The organism is Streptomyces sp. NPDC041713, assembly GCF_055591085.1.
The window spans coordinates 358,232-383,261 of sequence record NZ_JBVIZY010000006.1 but is presented as its reverse complement, the minus strand read 5'-3'; the positions used below and the strand labels follow the sequence as shown (position 1 = coordinate 383,261).

Here is a 25,030-nt window from a genome sequence, read left to right as displayed (position 1 = left end):
GACCGGTACCGGGGGTTCCGTTCCGTACGGGCCCGGGGAGCGCTCTCACGCGCCCCCGGGCCCCACTTCGTACGAACGGGCTTACCGCAGACGGGCGTTACTTGATACCCGCGGCGTCACAGGCCTTCTTGTACTGGGCCGTGCAGATCTCACTGGCCTTGTACACCTTGTCCTTGATGATCGTGTCGGCGACCTCGTCCTTGGTGATCGCCTGCGCGTCGTACAGCTTGGCCGGGATGCCCTTGACGTCGCCGCTGAGCGAGTCGACCTTGCGGTCGGCGAGGGCGTCGATGTCCTTGCCCTGCAGCAGACGCACGGCGATCTCGGCGGTGGTCTCGGCCTCCGGCTTGATCTGCTTGTAGATCGTGTAGTCCTGGGTGCCACCCAACAGACGCTGTACGCCCGCGAGTTCGGCGTCCTGGCCGCCGACCGGGACCTTGATGCCGCGGCCCTTGAGCGCGGTGATCGCGGCGCCCGCCATGGTGTCGTTGGCGGCGTAGACGCCCTGGATGCCGTCCTTGCCGAGCTTGTCGATCGCGGAGGACATCTTGCGGCTCGCCTCCTCCGGCGACCAGTCCGGGATGTCCTGCTCGTACGCGATCTTCTTGACCTTCTTGTCGAGCACCGAGTGGGCGCCCTTCTTGAAGAAGGGGGCGTTCGGGTCGGTCGGAGAGCCGTTGAGCATGACGACGTTGGCGTCCTTGGCCTTCGAGCCGAGGGCCTTGACCATGGCCCCGCCCTGCAGGCGGCCGATCTTCTCGTTGTCGTACGACACGTACGCGGCGAGCGGGCCCTCGGCGAGGCGGTCGTACGCCACGACCTTCACGCCCTGCTTGTCGGCCTGCTTGACCCACGACTTGGTCGACTTGTAGTCGACCGCGTCCAGGATGATGACCTTGATGCCCTGGGTGACGAGCGCGTCGAACTGCTTCTTCTGCGTCTCGATGTCCTGCGCGGCGTTGTTGTACTTGACCTTGCAGTCCGAGCAGAGTTCCTTGATCTTCGCCTCCATGAAGGGGCGGTCGAAGGTCTCGTAGCGCGTGGTCTTGTTCTCGGGGAGCAGCAGACCGATGGTCTTGGTGTCGCCGCCGCTGCCCTTGTCGTCGTCGTCGCCGGCCTTGCCGCACGCGGTCATGGCCAGTGCCATCGAAACCGCTGCGGTGCCTATGACGACGCGACGCGTCATTGCGTTCATTGGGGTGCCTCCCTGACGAGGCCGCGACGTTGCGGCCGAGGTGGCTCGAAGTCAACTCGGCCGCCACACCAGCGTCAAGGAGTAAATCCTTAACGAGATGACAACGGTGCCATGCGTTATCTAAGTGAAGGCAGGCGCCTGCGTGGGGAGGCTTCCGTCCAAAAGGGTGGAATCCCCCATCTCGCTCAGCGCGAGGGCCAGCGCGCCGAGCACCTCGGCGCGCCCGCCCAGCGCCCCCGGCAGCACGGACAGCTGCCGCGCCGCGCTGGGGATGGCGTACCGCCCGACCGACTCCCGGATGGGCCCGAGCACGAGCTCGCCGGCTTCCGCGAGATCGCCGCCGAGCACGACACGGGAGGGGTTGAGGAGGTTGCAGAGGTTCGCGACGCCGCTGCCGATGTGCCGGCCCACGTCGGCGATCACCCGCCGGCACCCCGGGTCGCCGTCCCGCGCGAGCCCGACCACCCGCTCCATGGTCAGATCGGTGCCGTGGCTGGACTGCAGCAGCGGCAGCACGTACCGGGCGGCGGCGAAGGTCTCCAGGCAGCCGCGGTTGCCGCAGCGGCACACCGGGCCCGACTCGTCGAGCGTGATGTGCCCGATCTCCCCCGCGGTGCCGCCGGGCCCCCGGTAGATCCGCCCGCTGATCACGAGCCCGGCACCGACGCCGCTGGCGACCTTGATGTACGCGAGGTCCTTGACGCCCCGGCCGCTGCCCCAGACCAGCTCGCCGAGCGCGCCGAGGTTGGCGTCGTTGTCGACGTGCACCGGCACCCCGAGGCGGCCCTGCAGCTCCTCGGCGGGCTTGGTGCCGGTCCAGCCCGGCAGGATCGACGTCGAGCCCAGCGTGCCGGACTCCACGTCGATGGGTCCCGGCACGCCGAGCCCGACCCCGGCGATCTTCGTACGGTCCACTCCGGTGGCCGCGATCAACCGGCTGACCAGCTGTTCGGCCCGGTCGAAGCCCTGCGCGGCGGACGCGTCGACGTCCAGCGGCTCGGACTCCTCGGCGAGCACCTGGTGGGCGAGGTTGCCGACCGCCACACGCAGGTGGGTGTGGCCGAAGTCGACCCCGATGACGATGCCGGCGTCACCGCTGAGCGAGACGCTGCGGGCCCGCCTGCCGCCCGCCGAGGTGGGCGTGACCTCGACCGTCCCGGCGTCCTTTAGCTCCCGGACGATGTTGGAGACGGTCGCGGCCGACAGGCCCGTCGTCCTCGCGATCTCCGCCTGCGTGAGCGACCCGGCGAGCCGTACGGCGCGCACGACCCGTTCGAGATTGGCCCGGTGCAGAGACGACTGCGACCCCGGAGTCTCCATTGACTCTCACCCTTTGCCCTCTTTCGGGCGGCCCGTGGGCCGCCCGCGACACCGGCCTCGGAAACGCCTACCGGGCCATGTACAAGTTATGAACTCCAAACTCTGCTGAAGGAGTCGCTGCAGTCAAGTCGTTGAGGAAAATCCGGACCCTCCACCCAGCGAATACCGGAAACGGCCGCCCCCTGCCGGGAGCGACCGCCTCCGTACTCCTTCGGACGGGCCGCACGCCCGCCCTCCCGCCTATTTCACCGAGCCCGCCGTGAGTCCCGACACCACATGCCGCTCGATGAACGCGAACAGCACGATGACCGGCACGATGGCGACGACCGACGCGGCGAAGAGGTAGTTCCACTGCACCGTGTAGTTGCCGATGAAGTTGTTGATGCCGACCGTCAGCGGCTGCTTCTCCGGCTCCGTCGTGAGGGTCAGGCCCATCACGAACTCGTTCCACGAGGTGATGAAGGTGAAGATCACGGCCGTGACCACGCCCGGCAGGGCGAGCGGCAGGGTCACCTTGATCATGGCGCCGAAGCGGCTGGTGCCGTCCACCATGGCGGCCTCCTCCAGCTCCGGCGGGATGGAGCTGATGTAGGCCGTCAGGATCCACACCGCGAAGGCGAGGTTGAACGCCGCGTTGGTGAGGATCAGGGTCCACACCGAGTTGAGCATGTCCAGCTCGTGGAACTCGCGGTAGAGGCCGACCAGCAGCGCGGTGGGCTGGAACATCTGGGTGACCAGGACGAGCAGCAGGAAGAGCTTGCGGCCCCGGTAGCGCATCCGGGCCGTGTAGTACGCGGCGGGCAGCGAGACGAGCAGCACCAGGAGCGTGGCGCCGCCCGCGACCAGCAGGGTCACCTGCAGGTTCTGGCCGAGCTCGGACTCCTTCCAGACGTCGATGAAGTTGGCCCACTCCAGCTTGCCGGGCAGGTACGTGCGGTCGCGCAGCTCCTCCTTGGGGCGGAGCGCGGTGACGACCATCTCCAGGTACGGCGCGAGGAAGACCGCGGCGAGCAGCCAGGCGCAGGCCGTGACGACCAGGGTGCGGGGCCGGAAGGCGCGCCGGGCCTTCGCGGGCCCGCCGTCCTTGTGGGGCGCGGGGCGGGTCGCCGTCGCGGTGGCCATCAGTCCTCCTCGTTCCACCGGCTGACCTTCAGGAAGATCAGCACGAGCACCACGACCATCAGGAAGTTGACGACCGACATGGCCGCGGACTCGCCGATGTCGGTCTCCTTCAGCTTGTACATGAACACCATCGACGTGGAGGTGTCGTAGCCCGGACCGCCCTGGGTCATGGCCCAGATGATCGGGAAGGAGTTGAAGACGTTGATGAGGTTGATGACCACACCGACGAGGAAGGCGGGCCGCAGCATCGGGAGCGTGATGTGGCGGTACGTCTGCCAGGGGCCCGCCCCGTCGATCCGCGAGGCCTCGTAGACGTCCTGGGGGATGGTCTGCAGGCCGGCCAGGAGCGTGTACGTGGTGAAGGGCAGGGAGACGAAGACGGCGACCGCCATCATCCACGGCCAGGCGGTCTCCGGCTTGCCCAGCCAGTCCTTGGAGCCGTCGATCAGACCGAGGTCGAGCATGAAGGTGTTGAGCACGCCCGCGGTCTGGTTGAGCATCCACTTGAAGCCGATGGCGGTCATCAGGACGGACGCCGCCCACGGGGCGATGAGCGCCCAGCGGGTGATGCGGCGGCCGGGGAACTTCTGGTTGAAGAGCTGGGCCAGGGCCAGCGAGAGCAGCATCGTCGCGGTGACGACGACGACCGTCCACAGCACCGTCCAGAGCAGGACGGACCCGAAGTCGCTCTCCTCGAAGAGCTTCTTGAACTTGTCGGTCCCGGCGCTGCCGCGCACCTTGCCGGCGATGGAGATGTTGAGGAACGAGGTGCGGATCAGCTCGACGACGGGCCAGACGACCACGGCGAGGATCAGCAGGATGACGGGCGCTATCCAGGGCAGCGGACCGAGCCGGGCCAGACCGCTGCGGCGGCTCACCGGCCTGGGTGCGCGCCCGCCCCGTCCCCGGCCGGAATCGGCCGGGGACGGAGGGGCCTTCAGGGACACAAGGACTCCTTGCGGACGGGATGAGGGGTGAAGAGGGCCCGGCCGGGCGCTACTTGGCCTCGGCCGCCGCCGACTCCGCCTTCTTCTGCAGGTCGCCGAGGACCTGCTTGGGGTCGTCGGAGACGGCCTTGCCGCCGGTCTTCTTGATCTCGGCCGACACGACGTCCCAGGTGGTGTCACCCAGCGGGTAGAACTTGGCGTTCGGCAGCACCTGGAAGAACGGCACCAGGTCCTCGTGCTTGCCGTTGCCCTGCATCGTCTTGAGGGCGTCCTGGGTGACCGGCATCAGGTTGTACATCTCGTCGAACGCCAGCATCTTCTTGGAGTACGTGAAGTCCAGGAACTTCTTCACGCCCTCCTTCTTGGCGCCGCCGTCCTTGAACGCCATCATCCAGTCGGCCACGCCGAGGGTGGACTTCAGCGGCCCGTCCTTGCCGGGGATGGGCGCGACGCCGTAGTCGACCTTGCCCTCCTTGGCCATCTGGATGAGGCTCGGGTGGCCGTTGAGCATGCCGACCTTGCCGGCCGCGAAGTCGGCGAAGGCCGTCTTGCGGTCGGTGGAGGCGGGGTTGGCGTACGTCAGGCCGGGCTTGACCAGGTTGGTCTTGAGCCAGTCGAAGGTCTCGACGTTCTTGGCGCTGTCGATCGTGTACTTGCCGCTCGCGTCGGTGTAGCCGCCGCCGTTGCCGAGCTCCCACATCATCGACTCGCCCTGGGTCTCCTCGGGGCCCAGGGGCAGCGCGTAGGGGGTGTCGGCGGCCTTCTTGTCCTTGATCTTCTTCGCGGCGGCCGCCAGTTCGTCCCACGTCTTCGGCGGGCTCTTGATGCCGGCCTTCTTGAAGACGGACTTGTTGTAGAACATCACGCGGCTGGAGGAGACCCACGGGATGCCGTACTGGGTGCCGTCGACCTCGCCGGCCTTGGCGAAGGTGGGGATGAGGTTGTCGCGCGTCGTGGGCGACATCACCTCGTCCGCCTTGTAGAGCAGGTCGTCGGCGACCTTGTCCGCGTAACCGCCGGTCTGCAGCAGGTCGGGCTCGTTGCCCGCCTGGATCATGTTCTTGACGGACTTGTCGATCTCGTTCCAGTTGATGACCTGGACATCGACCTTGTAGCCCTTGTTGGCCTTCTCGAATTCCTTCTTGACCTGGTTCCAGTACACCTTGGAGGCGTTGGAGGCCTTGTCGCCGTAGTCGGCGGCGACGAGCTTGATGGTCTTGCCGTCCCCGCTGTCGCTGTCACCGCCGCAGGCGGTAAGACTCAGCGCCATGGCGAGCGTTGCCGCACCGGTGGCGACTATTCGATTCCTCATGATGGTTCAACCCTTCGACATCGGTGTCGACTTGAGCGCGTCCAGTCGCCCCCCGCGGCCCGTGGCGCCGACACTACTCACGGCCCGATTCGCCTCGACAGGCCTAGACCACTTTCGTGGCCAAGCTGAAATCACCTGCCTCACCAGGTCACTTGATGGCGCCCGCGGTGAGACCCGCCTGTACCTGTCGCTGGAAGACCGCGTAGACGACGAGCACGGGAAGCATCGCGATGGTCAGGCCCGCGAAGAGCGCGCCCCAGTCGCCGCGGTAGCCCTGCGAGACGGCCAGCGAGGCGAGCCCCTGGGGCAGCACGTAACTCTTCTCGTCCTCGTTGTTGAGCAGCAGCGGGAGCAGGTACTGGTTCCACTGGCCGAGGAAGTTGAAGATGCCGATGCTGACCAGGCCGGGCTTGGCCATCGGCAGCATGATCTGGAAGAACGTCCGGGTGTGCGACGCGCCGTCGACCATCGCCGCCTCCTGCACGCCGGTCGGCAGCGTGCGGAAGAAGGAGGTCAGGAAGAAGGTGGTGAACGGCAGCGAGTACGCGATGTAGGCGATCATCAGGCCGGGCCGGGTGTCCAGCAGACCGAAGTTCTCCATGACCGCGAAGAGCGGCACCAGGGCGAGGATGACCGGGAACATCATGCCGCCCGCGAACAGCATGAAGATCAGCCGGTTGCCGGGGAAGGTGAAGCGGGCGATGACGTAGGCGGCCATCGAGCCGAGCAGCATCGTGCCGGTCAGCGAACCTGCCAGGATGATCAGCGAGTTGAGGGTGTACTGCCCGATGCTCGCCTTGCTCCACGCGTTGGAGAAGTTCTCCCAGTGGAAGGAGGCCGGCCAGCCCATCGGGTCGCTGAGGATCTCCGCCGAGGGGCGGAACGCGGTGAGCGCGACCCAGATCAGCGGCCCGGCGGCCAGGATGACCCACAGGACGAGGAAGGCGTGCGAGAAGACGTTGAGGGTCGCGCCGCCCGTCTCCCGCTCGCGGCGGGGCGCGTCGGTGGTCTCGGAGCGCGGCGCGGTGGTGGTGGTCGTGGTCATGATGCAGTGGCTCCCGCGGTCTCAGTATTCGATCCGGTCGCGGTTCCCGACCCGCATGACGATCAGGGAGAACGCCATGCTCAGGAAGAGCAGCACGACGCCGATGGAGGTGGCGTAGCCGTACTGGCCGTCCCGGAACCGCTCGTAGAGGAAGACCGGGGTCACCTTCAGTACGTGCGGGGGGACCATGACCAGGCAGATCGCGAAGGTGTCCAGGGCCTGGATGCCCATGTAGATCCAGCCGGTGCGCACCGTGTCCCAGATCAGCGGGAGCGTCACGTTGAAGAAGGTGCGGGCGCGGCCCGCCCCGTCCAGGAGCGCGGCCTCGTAGATGTCCTTGGGGATCGCGCCCATCGCGGCGGAGAACAGGACGACGTAGAAGCCGATGAAGCTCCAGCTGACCACCGTGAGCAGCGAGATGATGCCGAGCGTCTCGTCGCCGCCCAGCCAGGCGGGGCCTTGGATGCCGGCCTTGTCGAGACCGCCGTTGATCAGGCCGCTGTTGGTGTTGAAGACGCGGCCCCACACCACGGCGATGATGGCGACGGAGAGCACCTGCGGGAAGAAATAGACGACCTTGTAGACCGAGGAGCCCGCGACGCCCGCGATGGCCTGTCCCCTGCGGTGCCGGCCGCCCGAGGTGATCATGTAGGCGAAGAACATGCCGAGGATCAGGGTGATCGCGGGGGCGATGAGCAGCAGGAGCGCGCTCACCTGCAGGGAGTCCCAGAAGCGTTCGTCGTTCCACATCTTCTGGTAGTTCTCGAACCCGACGAAGTGCGCGACGGGACCGCCGGACCAGTCGGTGAACGAGTAGTAGATCGCCTGCACAAAGGGCGAGATGACGAACAGCGCGTAGAACGCCAGCGGCACGGCCAGGAAGCCGACGATGAAGCGGTACTTGTCGAGCGTGCGGTAGCGCCGGTCGTAGCGCACCCGCTCGGGGGTGAAGCGGGGCGGCAGCACCGCCGCCAGGAGGAACAACGGCAGGCTCGGTGCGCCCGGCGCCGGCCTCGGGCCCGTCTTCTGCTTCTTCGGAGGTGGGGAGTTCTCCACCAGGGTGTCGGTCTTCACGCTGCTCAGCCCCGCCGCTCTTTCACATGCCTGTGTGCTCGGTCGCGTGCCCGGGTCCGGGGCCGTGCGGGCCCCGGACCGTCGGGCGGATCACGTAGGGATCGGAAGGTCAGGCCTTCTTGATCTTCGTGATGTCGGGGTCGTTCTTGATCCGGTCGGAGGCCTTCTGCATGGTGTCCATCGCCTGCCGGGCGCCGATCTGGCCCTGCATGAACTTGTGGATCATGTTGTTGAAGTCCTCACGGAACAGCTCGTTGTACCAGTCCATGAACTGGGGGATGACGACGTTCTCGCCGGCCGCCTTGATCGCCGCCTGGGCGCTCGCCGCGCCCGGGGGCAGCTGCTTCAGACCCTCGAGGACGCCCTTGACGACGGGCAACGAGCCGACCTCCTTGAAGAGGTTGACGGCAGCCTCCCTGCTGTACATCATCCGCATCCACTCCAGGCCGCCCTGTACGTTCTTGGCCTTGGCGGGGACGATGAAGGGCTCACCGGCCGGGGCGTAGAGCGTGCCGAACGGCATCTTGTCGCCCGAGTCGAGCGACGGGGTCGCGCCCACCGCCATCCGGAAGTCCTTCGGCGTGGTGTCCTTGGCCTCGTTCTCCACCCAGGAGCCGTTGGGCACGAAGAGACACTTGCCCTCCTTCGTCCACGCGGTCTGCATCTCGGTGTGCGCCTCGGTGCCGTCGAAGCCGGTCAGCACGTACTTCTTGGCGACCAGCTCCTCCCAGGCCTCGAAGACGTCCTTGACCGCGTCGTGCTTCCAGGCGTCCGGCTCCAGGTAGTCCATCGCCGTGGTGACCTCGCGGCCGCCGCGCTGGGCGAACATCGCGTACATGCTGAAGAACATGTAGCGGGGGTGGCCGCCGGGGTAGCTCCAGCCGTGGATGCCCTTGGCCTTGGCCTTCTTGCAGACCGCGAGCATCTCGTCCCAGGTCTTCGGGTACTCCGCCTCCAGGCCCTCCTCCAGGAGCTTCTGGGAGTACCAGTTGCCGTACACCGTCATCGTGATGTTGAGCTGGTAGCACTCCTTGCCGCCGAAGCGGCCCATCTGCTCGACGACCGGCACCAGGGTCTCGCGCACGGTGACCTTCGGGTCGTCCCAGGAGGGGGACGCGAGCATCTCGTTGAAGTCGGCGACCTGCTTGTTGTGGACGAGCTTGCCGATGTTCATCTGGTCGGCGCCGGAGTTGTTGACGACGTCCGCCGTGGGCTTGCCCCGGACGATCTTCGGCTGGACCTGGGTGGCGATCTTCTCGGTGGGCTTCTGGTCCGTGTCGGCCTTGGGGTACTTCTTGCCGTACATGTCCGTGACGAACTGGGCGTACTTGTCGCCGTACCCGCCGTTGAAGATGTAGACCGTGAGCCCCGCGTCCTCCTTGACGCCGAGCGGGTTCTTCTTGGTCTTCTCGCCCTTTTCGGCCTTGTTCTCGTCGCCGCCTCCGCTGGCGCAGGAGCTCAGTGCCCCTACGGCCGGCACCGCGAGCAGACCGGCGACAGCCGCCCGCTTCATGACATCACGACGGTTGACGCTGGTGGATCCCATGCTCAAGTCCTCGCCTTCTCCAGGACTCAGGCGGTGAACCGGATCCTCCCCGGCACCGCGGTGGTGTGAAGCTGGGGTCGTGCAGATACATCGGTGAAGCGGCAGGATGCGGTCGACCGGGCCCGCGACCGGCCGGACGGCCCGCGCGGACGCCGACAGGTATAGTCCACTCGCGGTCGGCTGGGCAAGATCGAATACAGCTTTGCTCCGCCCCTTTTCCGAGTTGAGACCTGCGAAGATCCCTGGTGAGAACCTCTCGCAGATCGTTGCCGCAACCCCTGGACTTTCGCGCCGGTTTCCATGGACTTTCCCGCAAGGTACCGGCGGCGGTACGGGTGGTGGTCCCGCGACACGGACACGCCCGTACGACTCACGACACCCGTCAACAACCTTGACACCCATCACCACTTGACGCCCTACTAGACCTTGCGCAGCGATCGTGACAACGTTGTCCAACCCGCAAGGAGGGGCTCGGGGATGCCGTACACGGCACGCAGACCTCGTCTCAGACACCACCGTCCGCTCGGACCGGTCCCCCGTTCGGCCGTGGCCGCCGGGGCGCTGGCGCTCTCGCTCATCGCGGCGGCACAGGGGGCCGCCGTCGCCGGGCCCGAGCAACCGCCCCGCTCGGAGCGGGAGTTCTCCTCCTCCTTCGAGAAGGGGGAGGCGCAACCCGACTGGCTGAACACCGTCGAGACCGGACCGGACGGCAAGAAGAAGGCCGCCGGCGTGAACGGCGAGTTCAGCTCCGGTCTGCCCGGCAGCGTCAACGACCACGTCACCGAGGTCCGTGCGAGCGGCGAGAACAGCGGCTCGGGCGAGGTCGCGGCGAACCTCGTCGACGGCGAGGCGACGAGCAAATGGCTGACGTTCGCCAAGGACGGTTGGGCCGAGTTCGACCTGGACGAGCCCGCGAAGGTCGTGACGTACGCGCTGACCTCCGCCAACGACCACGCGGAGCGCGACCCCAAGGACTGGACCCTGAAGGGTTCGACGGACGGCAAGGACTGGAAGGTACTCGACGAGCGCACGGGCGAGACGTTCGACGGCCGCCACAAGACCAAGAAGTACGACATCGACAACGCCACGGCGTACGCGCACTACCGCCTGGACGTCACCGCGAACAATGGCGCGGACGACGCCCTGCAACTGGCCGACGTGCAGTTGTCGGTGGGCGGCGCGGACGCCCCGGCCCCCGAGGACATGCTGAGCCTGGTGGACCGCGGCCCCAGCGGCTCCCCCACCGCCAAGTCCCGCGCCGGGTTCACCGGAAAGCAGGCGCTGCGCTACGCGGGCAGCCACAAGGCGGACGGCCGCGGTTACTCGTACAACAAGGTTTTCGACGTCGACGTCAAGGTCGGGCGGAACACCGAGCTCGGCTACCGGATCTTCCCCGCCATGGCCGAGGGCGACCGTGACTACGCCGCCACGAACGTCTCCGTCGACCTCGCCTTCACCGACGGCACGTACCTCAGCGACCTCAAGGCCGTCGACCGGCACGGCTTCCCGCTCACTCCGCAGGGCCAGGGCGCGTCCAAGGCGCTCTACGTCAACCAGTGGAACGACGTGGCGGCGCGGATCGGGCAGGTGGCCGGGGGCAAGACGGTCGACCGCATCCTCGTGGCGTACGACGCGCCCAAGGGCCCGGCCAAGTTCCGCGGCTGGCTCGACGACGTGTCCCTGAAGGAGAAGGCACCGGCCAAGCCGAAGGCGCACCTCTCCGACTACGCCGACACGACGCGCGGCACCAACTCCAGCGGCGGCTTCTCGCGCGGCAACACCTTCCCGGCCACGGCGGTCCCGCACGGCTTCAACTTCTGGACGCCGGTGACCAACGCGGGCTCGCTGAGCTGGTTGTACGACTACGCGCGCGGCAACAACGACGACAACCTGCCGACCATGCAGGCGTTCAGCGCGAGCCACGAGCCGAGCCCGTGGATGGGCGACCGGCAGACGTTCCAGCTGATGCCGTCGCTCGCCCAGGGCACCCCGGACGCCTCCCGGACCAAGCGGGCGCTGCCCTTCCGGCACGACAAGGAGACGGCGCGCCCGCACTACTACGGCGTGACCTTCGAGAACGGCCTGAAGGCCGAGATGGCGCCGACCGACCACGCCGCGATGATGCGGTTCACCTATCCCGGTGACGACGCGAGCGTCATATTCGACAACGTCTCGGAGAAGGGCGGCCTCACCCTCGACGAGGACAAGGGCGTCGTCTCCGGATTCTCGGACGTCAAGTCGGGCCTGTCGACGGGCGCGACGCGGCTCTTCGTGTACGGGGTCTTCGACGCGCCGGTCACCGCGGGCGGCAAGCTGGAGGGCGGCGGTGGCGGTGACGTCACCGGCTACCTCCGCTTCAAGCCGGGCAAGGACCGCGCGGTCAACCTGCGGCTCGCCACCTCCCTGATCAGCCTGGACCAGGCGAAGGCCAACCTCGCCCAGGAGATCCCGTCCGGCACCTCCTTCGACCGCGTCGAGAACCGCGCCCAGCAGGCGTGGGACGACATCCTCGGCAAGGTGGAGGTCGAGGGCGCGAGCGAGGGGCAGCGCACGAGCCTGTACTCCTCGCTCTACCGGCTCTACCTCTACCCCAACTCGGGCTTCGAGAAGGTGCGTTCGGAGAGCGGCAAGTCGACGTACAAGTACGCCTCCCCCTTCTCGCCGCAGACGGGCCCGGACACCCCCACCCACACCGGCGCGAAGATCGTCGAGGGCAAGCCGTACGTCAACAACGGCTTCTGGGACACCTATCGCACGACGTGGCCGGCCTACTCGCTGCTCACCCCGAAGAAGGCGGGCGAGCTGGTCGACGGCTTCGTGCAGCAGTACAAGGACGGCGGCTGGACCTCGCGCTGGTCCTCGCCGGGCTACGCGGACCTGATGACGGGCACGTCGTCGGACGTCGCGTTCGCCGACGCGTACGTCAAGGGCGTGAAGTTCGACGCCAAGGACGCGTACGACGCCGCGCTGAAGAACGCGACGGTGGTGCCGCCGAGTTCGGGCGTCGGACGCAAGGGCATGGAGACCTCGCCGTTCCTCGGCTACACGCCCAGCGAGACGCACGAGGGCCTGTCGTGGGCGCTTGAGGGCTATCTCAACGACTACGGCATCTCCCGCATGGGCGCCGCCCTCTACAAGAAGACGGGCAAGAAGCACTACAAGGAGGAGTCGGAGTACTTCCTCAACCGCGCCCGTGACTACGTGAACCTCTTCGACGACAAGGCGGCGGGCGCCGGCACCTCCCCGGGCTTCTTCCAGGGCAAGGACGCCAAGGGCGACTGGCGGGTGGACTCCTCGAAGTTCGACCCGCGCGTGTGGGGCCACGACTACACGGAGACCAACGCCTGGGGTTACGCGTTCACCGCCCCGCAGGACTCGCGCGGTCTGGCGAACCTGTACGGCGGGCGCAAGGGGCTCGGCGACAAGCTCGACACGTACTTCGCCACCCCCGAGACCGGCTCCGCGGAGTTCGCGGGCTCGTACGGCGGTGTCATCCACGAGATGACCGAGGCGCGCGACGTGCGCATGGGCATGTACGGCCACTCCAACCAGGTCGCCCACCACGTGGCGTACATGTACGACGCGGCCGGGCAGCCGTGGAAGACGCAGGAGAAGGTCCGCGAGGTCCTCTCCCGCCTCTACACCGGCAGCGAGATCGGCCAGGGCTACCACGGCGACGAGGACAACGGCGAGCAGTCGGCCTGGTACCTGTTCTCCTCGCTCGGCTTCTACCCCCTGGTCATGGGCAGCGGTGAATACGCCATCGGGTCACCGCAGTTCACGAAGATGACCCTGCACCTGGACAACGGCCGCGACCTGGTCGTCAAGGCGCCGAAGAACAGCGCGAAGAACGTGTACGTGCAGGGGCTCAAGGTCAACGGCAAGGCGTGGAAGTCGACCGCGCTGCCGCACGAGATCGTGGCGCGCGGCGGGGTCCTGGAGTTCGACATGGGCCCGAAGCCGTCGTCGTGGGGCTCCGGCAAGAACGCGCAGCCGGCGTCGGTCACGAAGGACGACAAGGTGCCGTCGCCCCGGAAGGACGCGGTTTCCGGCGAGGGCGCCCTGTTCGACAACACGTCGTCGACGCAGGCGACTTCGGGCGCGGGCACACCGGTGACCCTGCCGGTGAAGGGCAGGACCAAGGCGGTGCAGTACACGCTGACGTCGGCGTCCGACAAGGCGAAGGCGCCGCGCGGCTGGACGCTGCAGGGCTCCAAGGGCGGCCGGAAGTGGCGGACGCTGGACCGGCGTTCGGGCGAGTCGTTCGCCTGGGACCACCAGACCCGTGCCTTCACGGTGGCCCGGCCCGGCGCGTACGCGCACTACCGGCTCGTGCCGACCGGCTCGGCGACGCTGGCGGAGGTGGAACTCCTGAGCTGAGCCGGGCGCGGCCCGTATGACCGGGGCCGTGCGGTGCCGTGACCTGTCCGGCACCGCACGGCCCCCTCATGTGCCGGGGGGGGGTGCGGGTGCCGGTTCAGGTGTCCGACGTGTGCCTCTCCGCGGCGAACTCGCACCACACCACCTTGCCGGGGTCCCGCTCGCCGACCCCCCACTTGTCGGCGAGGGCCGCCACGAGCAGGAGCCCGCGCCCCGACTCGGCGTCGCCGTCCTCGCGCAGGTCGAGCACGGGCCGGCCGCCCCCGCTGTCGTGCACCTCGACGCGGACGGCGCCGCCCGCGTGGCGCAGGTGCAGCCGGAATCCGCGGCCGGGCGGGACGCCGTGCAGCAGGGCGTTGCTCGCCAGCTCGTCGACACAGAGGGTGATGTCGTCCGCGCGCTCGCCACGGATCCCCCAGTCGGCGAGGGCGGCGGCCGTGAAGGCGCGGGCCACGGGGACGGACCGCCGCTCGCGCCGGTAGAAGCGTTCACGCGGGGCGTGGGGGGTGAGGGGGATGCAGGGGGCGTGGGGGGTGTGGGGTGGAGTTTCGTCGTTCACGTGACGAGAGTCACGCTCCGTGGCCATGATGAGGCAGTACGTGAACCCGTACGTCTGAGCTGTACGGGTTCACCGTGTGAAGGCACGGCTTCTGGTGGGGAGTTGGACCGTATGAACAGCCCTAGGCGACGGTCTCGCAGGAACGCGTCGGCGATGAAGATGGTGGGCGCGCTGCTCGCCGTCCACCGGGAGGCGGCCGGGTACACGCAGCGGTCGCTGGCGGAGCGGTTCGTCGTGAGTGAGGAGCAGATTGCCTCCATCGAGCAGGGGCGGCGGCCGCTGAAGATGGATCTGGCGGTGCAGTTGGACGACGTCCTCGGCACGAACAGGACGTTGCAGACCGCCGTGGAGAACATGCCGGAGGTGGACCTGGTTCCTCGGTGGGCCGAGGAGTATCTGGACTGCGAGCGGGAGGCGATCGCTATCTCTCTGTACGCGAACCAGGTCTTGCCCGGTCAGTTGCAGACCGAGGCCTATGCACGGGCAGTCTTCCGCAGCCGCGTACCGGTCTTCGACGAGGACGAAATCGAGCGGCTCGTGGCGGCACGAGTAGAGCGCCAGGAGATCCTGCATCGCAGGGTCCCCCCGACCACCAGTTTTGTCATCTGGGAGGCGGTGCTGCACGACCGTCTCGGCGGCCAGCAGGTCTACTACGAGCAGCTCCGCCGCCTGCGAGAGTATGCCGAACTACCCGGACTCGCTCTGCAGATCCTGCCTTTCGGGCGCACCACTCATGCGGCGCTCGACGGCCCCTTCGTACTCCTGGAGACCCTTGATCATCAACGCCTCGCGTACACGGAAACCCAGCGCGGAAGTCAACTGATCGCTGACCCGGACGAGGTGGCGATCCTGACGCAGAAATGTGCGATGCTGCGAACACAGGCCCTCAACGCCGAGCTCACGAGGGCCGAGTTGGACCGTCTGCTAGGAGATCAATGAGCGGCACCGCGCTTATGTGGTTCAAGTCGACCTACAGCGGCAGCGAGGGCGGCGAGTGCCTCGAAGTCGCGTACGCCTGGCGCAAGTCCAGCCACAGCGGCAGCGAAGGCGGCGAATGCCTCGAAGTCGCCTACGGTTGGCGCAAGTCGAGCTACAGCGGGAGTGAAGGCGGCGCCTGCCTGGAGGTCTCCGCGCACCCCGCCGCCATCCACATCCGCGACTCCAAGAACCCGGACGGCCCCCACTTCACGGTCGCCCCGACCACCTGGACCGCGTTCCTTTCCCTGCCCCGGGACGGCGCCCGCGCCTGACGCACGCGGGGTGGGGCGCCCGGCAAGCGCCGGGCGCCCCACCCCGCCCGGCTCAGGCGGTGTGCAGCGTCAGCCCATACCGTTGAAGGATCTCGTTCACCGGCTGGAACCACGTCTCGCCGCCGCCGGAACAGTCGCCCCAGCCGCCGGACGTGACGCCCTGCGCCTGGTCGCCGCTGATGAACGAGCCGCCCGAGTCGCCGGGTTCGGCGCAGACGCTGGTCTTGGTGAGCTGGTACACCGTTCTGCCGTCCGAGTAGTTGACGGTCTCGTTCTTGGCGAGGAGCTGGCCGCAGTGCCAGTGCGAGGTGGAACCGGAGCGGCAGATCGACGCGCCGACCGGCGCTTCGGCCGAGCCGCGGACCAGCTGGTCGGAGACCGTGCCCCAGCCGAGGACGACCGGTACGGTCCACCAGCCGTTGCCGACGGAGACCCAGGCGTAGTCGTCGCCGGGGAACGACGAGCCCTGGAACGAGCCGACGGCGGAGTTGTCCCAGCCGCGCACCGCCTGGCCGGCGCCGCCGCAGTGGCCGGCCGTGACGAAGCCGCCGTACACGGAGAAGCCGATGGAGCAGCGGACGTTGCCGGTGTAGTACGGGTCGCCGCCGACGGTTCCGGCGGCGAAGGTGCTGGGCCGGGCGGCGACCGTGTCGACCTGGACGGGCCCGGCGGCGCGGGCGCGGCGCAGGAAGGTGCTGACATCGTTGTCGGAACGGTGGCCCGCGACGACGTCCACGACGACCCGGTTCTTGCGGGTGTCGACGCGCCAACTGGCCACGTCGGCGGGGGCCTTGAGCTTGTCGATCCGCTTCTTCGCCGCGTCCAGCGTGCGGGCGCTGTGCTCGACGAGACGGACGTCGGCGCCGGTCGCGCGGACGTCGGCGGCGGCGGTCCGCTTGGTCACGGCGACGGTGAGCCGGCCGGGGCCGGCGTCGTACCAGGACCCGGCGTAGGCGGCGCCCGCCGCCTTGCGTGCCGCGCGCTCGGTCTTGGTGGCCTTGCGCTCGTCGGCGAGGCGGTCACGCGCGGCGGCGGGGGTGAGGCCGAGATCGCGCTGCATGGCCTGCAACTGGGCGCCGGTGGCGGGTGCTTGGGCCTCGGAGCCGGGTACGGGGGCGGGGCTCGCGGCGGCGGGGGTGAAGCCGGTACCGACACAGGCGGCGGCGACCAGCAGGGCGGACAGTCCGAGACTCGTACGGGTCTTGCGTCTCACAGGGGGGTCCTCTCGTCGTACCAGCGGGGGTGGTGGAACGGAGTCGTGTGCGTGAGAGCGCTCTCAGGTGCCGCGGGGAAGCGTAGGGATCCTCGCGGGACAAGTCCAGACCTACCGCTCGCCCACCCGGCGTTGCCGGCCCACCAACTGTCGGGCGCTCAGGCGGTGTTGTGCTGTGGGGACGGGGAACACGGAAGGGCACGCCCCGGGTCGCCGGGGGGTGCGTCGCCGGTGTCCGACGGCCCGCACCTCGGAGTCGAGGAGGTCGGACGTCATGGGCAACGTGGGCCCCGTAGAACTGGTGATCATGCTCGTGCTCCTGCTCATCATCGCCATTCCGCTCGCGGTGGTCATCCGCGGCGTGCGACGCCGCGGCAGGTAGCCCCCCCGGCGGGGAGGGCTCGACGTATGGGGAGCGCCGTGGCTATGATCCACGGCGACATCGCGTGTCGGTCACCGGCTGGGTGAGGCATGGAGGTGTCGGGAGATGCCTTCTGGAGGCATTCCTTGTCCGTCGAGTTGAACCACACCATCATTCACGCCCGGGACAACCGGGAGTCCGCCGAGTTTCTCTCGGGCATTCTGGGGCTCGAAATCACCGCCGAGTGGGGGCCGTTCGTCGCGGTCCAGTTGAGCAACGGCGTCACCCTGGACTTCGCCGCCATCCCCGCCGAGAAGATCACCCCGCAGCACTACGCGTTCCTGCTCTCGGAGCCCGAGTTCGACGCGGCGTTCGCACGGATCCGCGAGCGCGGGCTCACGTACTACGCCGACCCGCACGGCAAGCAGCCCGGCGAGATCAACCACCACGACGGCGGCCGTGGGGTGTACTTCATGGATCCGGCCGGGCACGGCATGGAGATCATCACGGTGCCGTACGGGGGCTTCCCCGGCTCCCCCGAGTAGCGCGCGCCCCGACCGCCCGCGCGGTTCAAGAAGGGCAGCTCTTCGCCCCCTCCCCCCGGTACGTCCGGTACAGCGGCAACTCCCCCTTGCCGTCGTCCCGATGGCGTACCGAGGGGAACTCGATCACCGGGACCGGCTTGCACACGGCCCACTGGTCGTTGACGCCGGGGCCCGTGAAGCCGAACGTCCCGCTCGACCCGGCCAGACACCCCAGGCACTCGCTGCCGTTGACCGTCGACGTCGTCAGCGTGCTGTAGATGTCCTTCGTGGTCGGCAGCTTCGCCGGGTCCGGGGTCGTCGTGCCGCCCTCGTTGACCTCGCTGTACGTGCGGTCCACCGCGTCCGCGAGCAGGGCGAAACCGTCGTGGTACAGGGACGCGTAGCCGTCGTCCAGGGGCTTCGCGCCCAGCGGGTGGGCGCTCGCGATCTTCTTGAAGCGGGCCAGGAACTCCGCCGACCCCTGGGGCGGCGCGTTCTTGCCCTTCGCCCACTGCGGGTCGTACGCCGCCGCGTCGACGATCGTCGCGTTGGCGGTGCGCAGGCTGCGTTCCGCCTCGACGCTGCTGAGCGTCGGCTCCAGGCCTATGGCCACCTTCATGATCCGCAGTTTGCGGCTGCGGTCGCAACCGGCCTCACCCGCAAGGCGGTTGACGAAGGCGGGCAGGTCCTGGTCGCGGCCCGCGTAGAAGACCGTGTCGACCCGGTCGCGGCAGATCTTCGCCACCGCGTCGGCGAACCGCTGCGGAATGCCCTGGTCGTTGCCTGACGAGCCGATGAAGTGCGCGGTGTGGTTCGCGAGGTCGTACTTCTCACCGAAGTGGCGCTCGAAGACCTCGCGGAGGTTCTTCGAGTACACGTCGCCCTCACGGCTGTCCCAGAGCAGCAGGCCCTTGCCCTTCTGCGGATAGCGGTCGAGGTAGCGGGCCAGGGCGCGGGCGAACTCCTCGTTGTTGGGCGACGTCTTGAAGAGGTAGCGGGAGTTCATGGAGGCGGCGGTGAGGACCGGGCCGACCGTGGGGATGCCGCGCGCGGACAGCTCGGCGACCATCGCGCGGGTCTCCTCCGTACTGCTGGGGAGCCCGGTCACCCCGACCAGCGGCGCCTCGGTGTCCTTCGTCAGGCCCTCAAGGCGGTCGACGACGGTCTTCCACTGGCCGAGGTCGCGGCCGTCGGGCGCGAACAGCAGCTGGTAGTGCGGCCCGCTCGCGCTGTTCGCCTCCTGCTGCGCCGCCAGCGCACCCGCGAGCGCCCGCCGGATCATGTCCCCGGTCATCACGCTCGACTCGTCCGACGTGAACGGCATCATCAGCGCGATGCGTACGTACGGAATGCGGTGCCCGTTGCCCTTGGGGTTCTCCCAGTCCTGCTCGACGCGCGCGTTCTCGTCCGCCACGGCCTCCATGAGGGACGCGATGCCGTCGTCCGCGTCGAAGGTGTGGTCGGCGACCCCGACGCACTCGCCGTTGATCTTTGACAGACCGTCACCACACGGGCCAGGACGCGAGTTGACCCAGACCAGTGAGCCCGCGACCAGTGCGGCCGCCACCACCGCGGCCACCAGCCATTCGAGCGGACCCCACTCCTTGGGCGGGTGGTTGAACATCAGGACCCCTCACTGGCGGGGACGGGCAGGACCTGGCGCTTGCGGGCGGCGGCGGGCCAGTCGCGGGCGGCCCTGCCGAGGGCGGCGTACCAGGCGGGGTGGCGCCGGGACAGGAAGCCCAGCTCGTCGCCGACCGCCTGGCAGAGGGTCTCGGCGTCCGGGTCGATGGCCGGGTCGGCGTACGGCTCGGACAGGTACCACAGCGCGTGCAGGAGCCGGTTGACGCACCGGCCCGCCTCGTCGAGGTGGGTGTAGCGGGAGGCGTGCTCACCGAGGGCGATCTCCACCCGCTGGTCGCTCCACCCCTCGCCGTCGCTCCCGTAGAAGGCGCCCGACGGGGCGCTGCCCACCGGCGGGGTCGGCGCGGTCGCGCAGTGGCGCAGGCAGACCAGCCAGTGCTCGACGCTCTGCTCGGCCTCCTCGGCGCCGAACTCGTCCGCCAGCATGTCCACCACCTGCCCCGCGTTGCCGGTGGCCAGGCTGTGCCGCAGCGCGTCCGCCTCCTCGGTGTCGGCGCGCTGGACGTGGTGCAGATGCAGGAAGCGGTGGATCTGGTACCAGCTGTGCGGGTCGTCGGCGGGCGGCGAGGTGCGGCGCGCCTCGTGCACGAGCAGCGTCTGCAGCAGCCGGTTCTCCACCAACGGCCCCTCGACGGGCACGGCTTGCTGCCACTGGCGCTCCACCAGGTACTGGGCCGCCGCGTTCGCGGGCAACTGCTCGGGCCCGTCGAGGCGCAGGTCCTCGGCGAGCGCCTCGGCGGCCGCGCCGTCCCGCGCCAGGCACAGCACGACGAGCCGGTCGCGCTGGCGCCGGTCCGGCAGCAGGTCCTCCAGGAGTACGTGGGTGACGGGCCGGCCCGCGGCGGTGGGCAGGTCGAGGAGGTCCTTGGGGGTGACCGCGCGGTTCTGTCCCGCGGCGTGCACCACGGCGTCGCACAGCACGGTGCTGGCCGACGGGTGTCCCCCGGTCAGCGCGTGCAGCGCGGTCGCCAGGTGGGGGTGGAGCAGCCGGGAGGAGGCCCGGTCGAGCAGGGAGAGGATGTCGTCGCGGCCCAGGGGGGTGAGCGGCACGACGAGCAGTCCGGCGGACGGGTCGTGCCCGTCGCGCTGCCACAGGGGGGCCGCGTCCTTGCGGTGCGCGCCGCCGACGACGGGCAGCAGGTCGGCGAGTTCGCGGCGGACCGCGTGCGGGGCCTCGTCCGGCGGCAGGTCGCCGAGGCGGGTGGCGACGACGGTGATCCGGTCCCGGCCGGGGTGCTGCGCGGTGGCGCGGTGTTCCAGGAGGAGTTCGAGGAAGCGCCGCCCGGCGGGGGTGTGCGCGTCGTCGAGGAGGATCAGCGGCCAGGGCTCGCGGTTCCAGCGGCGCACCCGGCCGTAGGCGGTGGCCACTTCGTGGAGGAAGGCGGCCATGAGGGTGTTCTCCACGGCGTGCTGGTAGTCGCCGCCCCGGTGGAAGCGGCGGCCGAGCTCCAGGAGGGCGTCGGGCGGCGCGGTGGCGCCGGCGGGGGCGGTGTGCCGCTGCCCGTACCAGTTCCTGGCCGGATCGAGGGAGCGCAGGGACTGCAGTTCGCGCAGGATCGCCGCGGTGACCGGCTGCGAGCCGTCGTCGTCCTGCAGCTCGATCCCGGCGGCGGCCGCGCCCGCGGCCTCCTCGACGGAGGCCTCGACCCGCTCCGACCACTGCCGCGCCACATCCCGCTCGGGCCCGCTCAACAGACCGCAGGCGCCGAGGAGTCGGGCATGGCGCACGCAGACGGCGTCCCGCCCGTCGGCGTCGTCCAGATACCAGCCGGAGACGGCGAACAGGCCGGGCAGCAGGACGGGGAAGTGCCCGAGTCCGGGTGCGAACGCGCACACCAGACGCTCCAGGATCTGCACCAGGTCGGCGGCCGGCGCGGCGGGGACCCCGCCGGGCGGCGCCTCGGGGTCGGGCGCCCCGGCCACCGCGACGCGTATGTGGGCGAGCGGCAGCCTCGTGTCGTAGGCGCGCGCGAGGCCGTCGAGGACGGCGCTGCGGCCGAGGCCGTGCTGGCCGGTGAGCAGCACGACCGGCGGGTCGTCGCCGAACTCCCGCTTCCTGCGCGCCCGTTCCTCGTAGGCGAGGCCGGTGAGCGAGGGGACGAGCGAGCCCACCAACGGGTCACGACCGTACAGCAGTGGCGCTTGCGGCCTGCCCATCCGACGACGTCCCGCTTCCCTTGCGATCCTCGGCCGCGACCGGCCGCTGGCTGTGTGCGACAACTCCCCTACGGACGGCAGAACTTACCTGCGCATCCCGTCTCCCGCCAGCGGAACAAGGGGTCAGGGATGCGGATATATCTCCAGGTCCACCCCGTCCGGAAGATCGGACGCCCCCTGCACCTCACCGGGATACGCGAGCCTGACCCGCCGCAGTCCGGTCAGCCCCTTGAGCGAGCGGAGGTGGATGTCGGTGCCCTGGGTGAGGTGGAGCTCCGCGAGGCCGGGCAGCCGTCCCGCGATCCTGCGCAGCGACACGGGGGCGCCCGGCTTGGCGTACACGTACAGGTACTTGATCTGCGGGATTCCCGTGCTCGGGCCGAAGAAGAGCAGCATGCTCAGCTGCTCGGGCGAGAGGGTCAGCGTGTGCAGCGTGGGCAGCCTCGGCTCCGCGCCCTCGCGTGCGGCGAGCAGGCCCGCCCAGTGGTCGGGCATCAGACGCTCACCGGCGTCGTGCAGGCGCAGCTCCTCCAGGGCCGTGCAGCGGGTGATCTCCGCCATCTCGACGGTGCCCGGCGGCAGCGCGAGGACGCGCAGACGCTCGGGGTGCGGCAGGTCGGCGAGGCCGCGCCAGGGCACCTGCGCGCCCAGGTGCAGCTCGGTCAGACGCGGGCAGTCGGCGAGCCGGGCCAGCGGCTCGAACTGTGGCAGGTCCTCCAGTACGAGGGTGCGCAGGGCGGGCAGGAGGGTGAGCGGCGCGGGATCCTTGACGTTGCGGCAGCCCTGCAGGGTGAGGCTCTCCAGGTGCGCGAAGTCCGCGAGCGGGCCGAGGTCGTCCAGCTGGAGGGCGCCGCGCAGACGCAGCTCGCGCAGCCGGCGCGGATCGAGGGCGGCGCGCACGGCCGCCGGGTCGAAGTCGCCGTGGATGCCGACCCGTTCGCAGCCCGGCAGCGCGGCGAGCGCGTCGAGTTCGGCCCGCGAGCGCACGGTGACGGGTTGGGTGGGGTCGGCGGCGAGCAGCGGCCCGATGATCTCTTCGGCGTAGACACGCGTGTCGAACCGGTCCCAGTGGCCGAGGAGTTGGGCCCGTACGACGGACTGGCGGGTGTCGAGGAACTCGCGCAGCCGGGGTATCGCGGAGTCCCCGCCGATCTGGCAGATCGCGTGCACGGTCGCCAGCTCCTCGTCACCCGACAGCTCGCCCGCGTGGGGCAGCATCTGCAGGAGCAGCGGGCCGGTGCGGGCGAGCACCCGGGCCTGGCGCAGGCTGCGCGGCGGCAGCATGCGGGCGGCCTCGGTCTCGATGGTCCTGCGTACGGCGGGGTCGAGGCGGGTGGCCTGTTCCAGGGAGGCGAGGGCCAGCAGCCGCAGGCGGGCCCGGACGGTCGGGTCCTTCTCGCGGTTGCCGCGGTCGTTGAGGCGCATGAGCAGGTCGGCGCGTCCGTTGTGGTCGCTCTGTGCCACGGCCATCTGCACCACATCTTCCCACTGGTCGACATGTGCGTTCTTCACCAGGATGCCGAAGTCGCGCTCCTCGAGCACGGCCTTGGCCCCCAGATAATCCTGGAACGTGCGGTGGACGAAGTCCACGGCGCCCACGGCGGGTTCACGGAGCAGACCGGAGCGTTCCAGGAGGTACTGCAGGGCGTCCTCGGGCTCCCCCAGCTGCTGCAGGCTGGGGACCTGGGGCTGGAGCCTGCGCACCACGTCGACGGCGTCGGCGCGTTCGATCTGGGTGCGTTCGTTGCGGATCAGCCAGTACGCGAGGCGCTTGAGGGGCTCGGTGGCGGCCTCCTCGTCCAGCTCGGCGTGGCCGCCCCTGCCGAACAACTCCCGTTCCATGTCGCGCCGTTCGAGCAGCATGGACAGGGCCGCCTTGTAGAGGGCGGCGCGGCCCCGGGGCAGGAAGCCGCGGCGTTCGCGGTGCAGGGCGCAGATCAGGCTGCACATCAGCGGGTTGGTGGCGAGTCTGCTCAGCTCCGGGCTGGCGCGCAGGGCCTCGGTCAGCTCGTCGCCGAGCCCTTCGCGCGCGCCGGCCGCGGTGTGCCAGCGCTGGATGAAGACGCGCAGGTCGTCGGGGCGCAGCGCGTTCAGGGTGAACTCGTGGAAGCCTTCGCGGGCCAGCCAGCCGGGGTCGAGCGCGGAGGGACGGGTGGTGGCGAGCCACAGGTTGCCGGGGAAGGCGGCGAGGAGCCCGCGCAGCCAGACGCGGGTGCGGGTGCGGTCGCCCTTGGGAATCTCGTCGAGCCCGTCGATGAGCAGGAGCCCGCGCCCGTTCTGCAGCACGCGCGCGGCCCAGCCGTCCGGCTCGGTGCCCACCAGCGGGCAGCCCATCCACCGCAGGAAATCCTGGGGCAGCGGGAGTTCGGTGCCCTCGCGGGCCAGGGTGCGCAGCGGCAGGACGAAGGGGACGCGGCCGAGCAGCTGCGGCAGGTGGGCCGGCACCGTCTCCTGGCGGGCGGTGGTGATCGCCAGCCACTGCACGAGGGTCGTCTTGCCGGTGCCGGCGAGCCCGTGCAGCAGCACCCGGCCGCGGCCGGCCAGGGCGCTTTCGACGCTCTCCTCCAGCTCCGCGTCCCGGACCGCCTCCACGGCCTCGGACTCGTCGACGGCCGCTGCGGGCGCGGCGACGGCCCGCGGGCTCAGGTAGGCGCTCTCCAGGGACCACTCCTGGCCGCCGGGGTCGCGCAGGTCGACGCCGTAGATGGTGAGGCTGCCGTGCCGCTCGACGACGTAGTGCGCGTAGCTCTCCTCGAAGCGGGCGTCCGCCGTCGTCCAGTCGTCGCCGGACACGCGCCGCCGGATGATCTCCAACTGCTCGCTCTGTTCCCGCATTTCGCGCAGTCCTTCCAGCTGGGCGCGGGCGGCGAAGCCGGGGCGCTGGGTGAAGAACCGGACGAGGTGCACGCAGGCCGTCTGCAGGAGCTGGTCGTGGAAGAGCGCGGCGTCGCGGGTCAGGAGCCTGCGGGTGTCGGGCCCGGCCTGCCGGGACAGCCGGGCGGCGAGCCGCTCGGGCCCGAGCACGAAGACCTGCACGTCGTCCATGTCGAGCTCGCCGAGCGCGAAGAGGGTACGGGTGAGGGCCTGGCCGACGGCGTCGTGCTCGTCGTCCTCGATGGGCCGCTCGCCGGGGCCCGCGGCCCGCACGGCGCGGCGCACCAGTTCGCTCGCGAGCCGGTGCATGTCGTCCTTGCTGAGCGCGGGGTGGTCCCCGGCGAAGGACAGCAACCCCGTGATGCGCACGGGCCGTTCGCCGAATTCGGCGCCGGGCGCCTTGGGCGGCGGCAGGACCAGCCGTTTGAGCAGCGGCACGACCACCGAGGACGCGACCTTGAGCCCCACCGCTCCCACGTCCACGCGCAGCCCCCGCCCTCTCGCACC

Annotated in this window: 17 protein-coding genes; 4 read left to right on the top strand and 13 right to left on the bottom strand. The window is 69.6% G+C overall.

The features are described 5' to 3' along the window. Positions 1–97 precede the first annotated feature (97 nt). The 8 genes from ACZ6CV_RS21125 to ngcE all read right to left on the bottom strand — a co-directional run bounded on the left by ACZ6CV_RS21125 (position 98) and on the right by ngcE (position 9,561). Positions 98–1,195 carry a substrate-binding domain-containing protein gene (locus ACZ6CV_RS21125; protein WP_362366805.1) on the bottom strand — a complete coding sequence of 366 codons (1,098 nt, stop codon included), beginning with the start codon at positions 1,193–1,195 and terminating at the stop codon, positions 98–100. 120 nt (positions 1,196–1,315) lie between these two features. After that, entirely contained in the window at positions 1,316–2,515 is a 1,200-nt protein-coding gene (locus ACZ6CV_RS21120; RefSeq protein WP_362366807.1) for an ROK family transcriptional regulator, read from the bottom strand. Positions 2,516–2,755: 240 nt separating this feature from the next. Further along, entirely contained in the window at positions 2,756–3,637 is an 882-nt protein-coding gene (locus ACZ6CV_RS21115; protein ID WP_355804993.1) for a carbohydrate ABC transporter permease, read from the bottom strand. Then, complete coding sequence (locus ACZ6CV_RS21110; protein WP_469252272.1) at positions 3,637–4,584, bottom strand: carbohydrate ABC transporter permease; 948 nt, start codon at positions 4,582–4,584, stop codon at positions 3,637–3,639. Before ACZ6CV_RS21110 ends, ACZ6CV_RS21115 begins: the two co-directional genes overlap by 1 nt. Before the next feature lie 49 nt (positions 4,585–4,633). Then, positions 4,634–5,896 carry an extracellular solute-binding protein gene (locus ACZ6CV_RS21105; protein WP_469252271.1) on the bottom strand — a complete coding sequence of 421 codons (1,263 nt, stop codon included), beginning with the start codon at positions 5,894–5,896 and terminating at the stop codon, positions 4,634–4,636. Between the two features lie 148 nt (positions 5,897–6,044). Further along, a complete protein-coding gene (locus ACZ6CV_RS21100) occupies positions 6,045–6,941 on the bottom strand; it encodes a carbohydrate ABC transporter permease (RefSeq protein ID WP_469252270.1) in 897 nt (298 codons plus the stop codon). A gap of 21 nt (positions 6,942–6,962) precedes the next feature. Further along, entirely contained in the window at positions 6,963–7,877 is a 915-nt protein-coding gene (locus ACZ6CV_RS21095; RefSeq protein ID WP_469252462.1) for a carbohydrate ABC transporter permease, read from the bottom strand. A gap of 247 nt (positions 7,878–8,124) precedes the next feature. Further along, complete coding sequence (ngcE, locus tag ACZ6CV_RS21090; RefSeq protein WP_469252269.1) at positions 8,125–9,561, bottom strand: N-acetylglucosamine/diacetylchitobiose ABC transporter substrate-binding protein; 1,437 nt, start codon at positions 9,559–9,561, stop codon at positions 8,125–8,127. A 477-nt stretch (positions 9,562–10,038) separates the two neighbouring features. Here ngcE and ACZ6CV_RS21085 point away from each other — a divergent pair, with 477 nt between their 5' ends. Further along, complete coding sequence (locus ACZ6CV_RS21085) at positions 10,039–13,941, top strand: GH92 family glycosyl hydrolase (RefSeq protein WP_469252268.1); 3,903 nt, start codon at positions 10,039–10,041, stop codon at positions 13,939–13,941. Between the two features lie 97 nt (positions 13,942–14,038). Here ACZ6CV_RS21085 and ACZ6CV_RS21080 read toward each other — a convergent pair whose 3' ends face one another. Further along, complete coding sequence (locus ACZ6CV_RS21080) at positions 14,039–14,500, bottom strand: ATP-binding protein (protein WP_469252267.1); 462 nt, start codon at positions 14,498–14,500, stop codon at positions 14,039–14,041. A 153-nt stretch (positions 14,501–14,653) separates the two neighbouring features. On the opposite strand from ACZ6CV_RS21080, the gene ACZ6CV_RS21075 reads away from it, so the two are divergent. Next, positions 14,654–15,439, top strand: a complete 786-nt coding sequence (locus tag ACZ6CV_RS21075; protein ID WP_469252266.1) for a helix-turn-helix domain-containing protein — start codon at positions 14,654–14,656, stop codon at positions 15,437–15,439. Further along, positions 15,436–15,750, top strand: coding sequence for a DUF397 domain-containing protein (locus tag ACZ6CV_RS21070; RefSeq protein ID WP_469252265.1), 315 nt, complete (start codon positions 15,436–15,438; stop codon positions 15,748–15,750). The genes ACZ6CV_RS21075 and ACZ6CV_RS21070 overlap by 4 nt, the downstream gene beginning before the upstream one ends. Positions 15,751–15,802: 52 nt before the next feature. Here the strand turns inward: ACZ6CV_RS21070 and ACZ6CV_RS21065 are convergent, their stop codons facing one another. After that, on the bottom strand, positions 15,803–16,963 hold the full coding sequence (locus ACZ6CV_RS21065; protein ID WP_469252264.1) for a S1 family peptidase: 1,161 nt from the start codon (positions 16,961–16,963) through the stop codon (positions 15,803–15,805). Positions 16,964–17,470: 507 nt separating this feature from the next. Here ACZ6CV_RS21065 and ACZ6CV_RS21060 point away from each other — a divergent pair. Continuing rightward, positions 17,471–17,869: a VOC family protein gene (locus ACZ6CV_RS21060; RefSeq protein ID WP_469252263.1), complete on the top strand. Its 399-nt coding sequence runs from the start codon at positions 17,471–17,473 to the stop codon at positions 17,867–17,869. 25 nt (positions 17,870–17,894) lie between these two features. On the opposite strand, the gene ACZ6CV_RS21055 is transcribed toward ACZ6CV_RS21060, so the two are convergent. From ACZ6CV_RS21055 to ACZ6CV_RS21045, 3 genes are all read right to left on the bottom strand, one after another. After that, positions 17,895–19,472 carry an ABC transporter substrate-binding protein gene (locus ACZ6CV_RS21055; RefSeq protein WP_469252262.1) on the bottom strand — a complete coding sequence of 526 codons (1,578 nt, stop codon included), beginning with the start codon at positions 19,470–19,472 and terminating at the stop codon, positions 17,895–17,897. Then, on the bottom strand, positions 19,472–21,649 hold the full coding sequence (locus ACZ6CV_RS21050) for an ATP-binding protein (protein WP_469252261.1): 2,178 nt from the start codon (positions 21,647–21,649) through the stop codon (positions 19,472–19,474). Before ACZ6CV_RS21050 ends, ACZ6CV_RS21055 begins: the two co-directional genes overlap by 1 nt. Before the next feature lie 123 nt (positions 21,650–21,772). Further along, positions 21,773–25,006, bottom strand: coding sequence for an NACHT domain-containing protein (locus ACZ6CV_RS21045; protein WP_469252260.1), 3,234 nt, complete (start codon positions 25,004–25,006; stop codon positions 21,773–21,775). Positions 25,007–25,030 lie beyond the last annotated feature (24 nt).

What these genes read in the sequence shown, in the direction of transcription:
- ngcE (WP_469252269.1), bottom strand. Translation starts at nt 9,561, where the DNA reads ATGGGATCCACCAGCGTCAACCGTCGTGATGTCATGAAGCGGGCGGCT.
- ACZ6CV_RS21075 (WP_469252266.1), top strand. Translation starts at nt 14,654, where the DNA reads ATGAAGATGGTGGGCGCGCTGCTCGCCGTCCACCGGGAGGCGGCCGGG.
- ACZ6CV_RS21120 (WP_362366807.1), bottom strand. Translation starts at nt 2,515, where the DNA reads ATGGAGACTCCGGGGTCGCAGTCGTCTCTGCACCGGGCCAATCTCGAA.
- ACZ6CV_RS21050 (WP_469252261.1), bottom strand. Translation starts at nt 21,649, where the DNA reads ATGGGCAGGCCGCAAGCGCCACTGCTGTACGGTCGTGACCCGTTGGTG.
- ACZ6CV_RS21055 (WP_469252262.1), bottom strand. Translation starts at nt 19,472, where the DNA reads ATGTTCAACCACCCGCCCAAGGAGTGGGGTCCGCTCGAATGGCTGGTG.
- ACZ6CV_RS21085 (WP_469252268.1), top strand. Translation starts at nt 10,039, where the DNA reads ATGCCGTACACGGCACGCAGACCTCGTCTCAGACACCACCGTCCGCTC.
- ACZ6CV_RS21100 (WP_469252270.1), bottom strand. Translation starts at nt 6,941, where the DNA reads ATGACCACGACCACCACCACCGCGCCGCGCTCCGAGACCACCGACGCG.
- ACZ6CV_RS21125 (WP_362366805.1), bottom strand. Translation starts at nt 1,195, where the DNA reads ATGAACGCAATGACGCGTCGCGTCGTCATAGGCACCGCAGCGGTTTCG.
- ACZ6CV_RS21115 (WP_355804993.1), bottom strand. Translation starts at nt 3,637, where the DNA reads ATGGCCACCGCGACGGCGACCCGCCCCGCGCCCCACAAGGACGGCGGG.
- ACZ6CV_RS21105 (WP_469252271.1), bottom strand. Translation starts at nt 5,896, where the DNA reads ATGAGGAATCGAATAGTCGCCACCGGTGCGGCAACGCTCGCCATGGCG.
- ACZ6CV_RS21070 (WP_469252265.1), top strand. Translation starts at nt 15,436, where the DNA reads ATGAGCGGCACCGCGCTTATGTGGTTCAAGTCGACCTACAGCGGCAGC.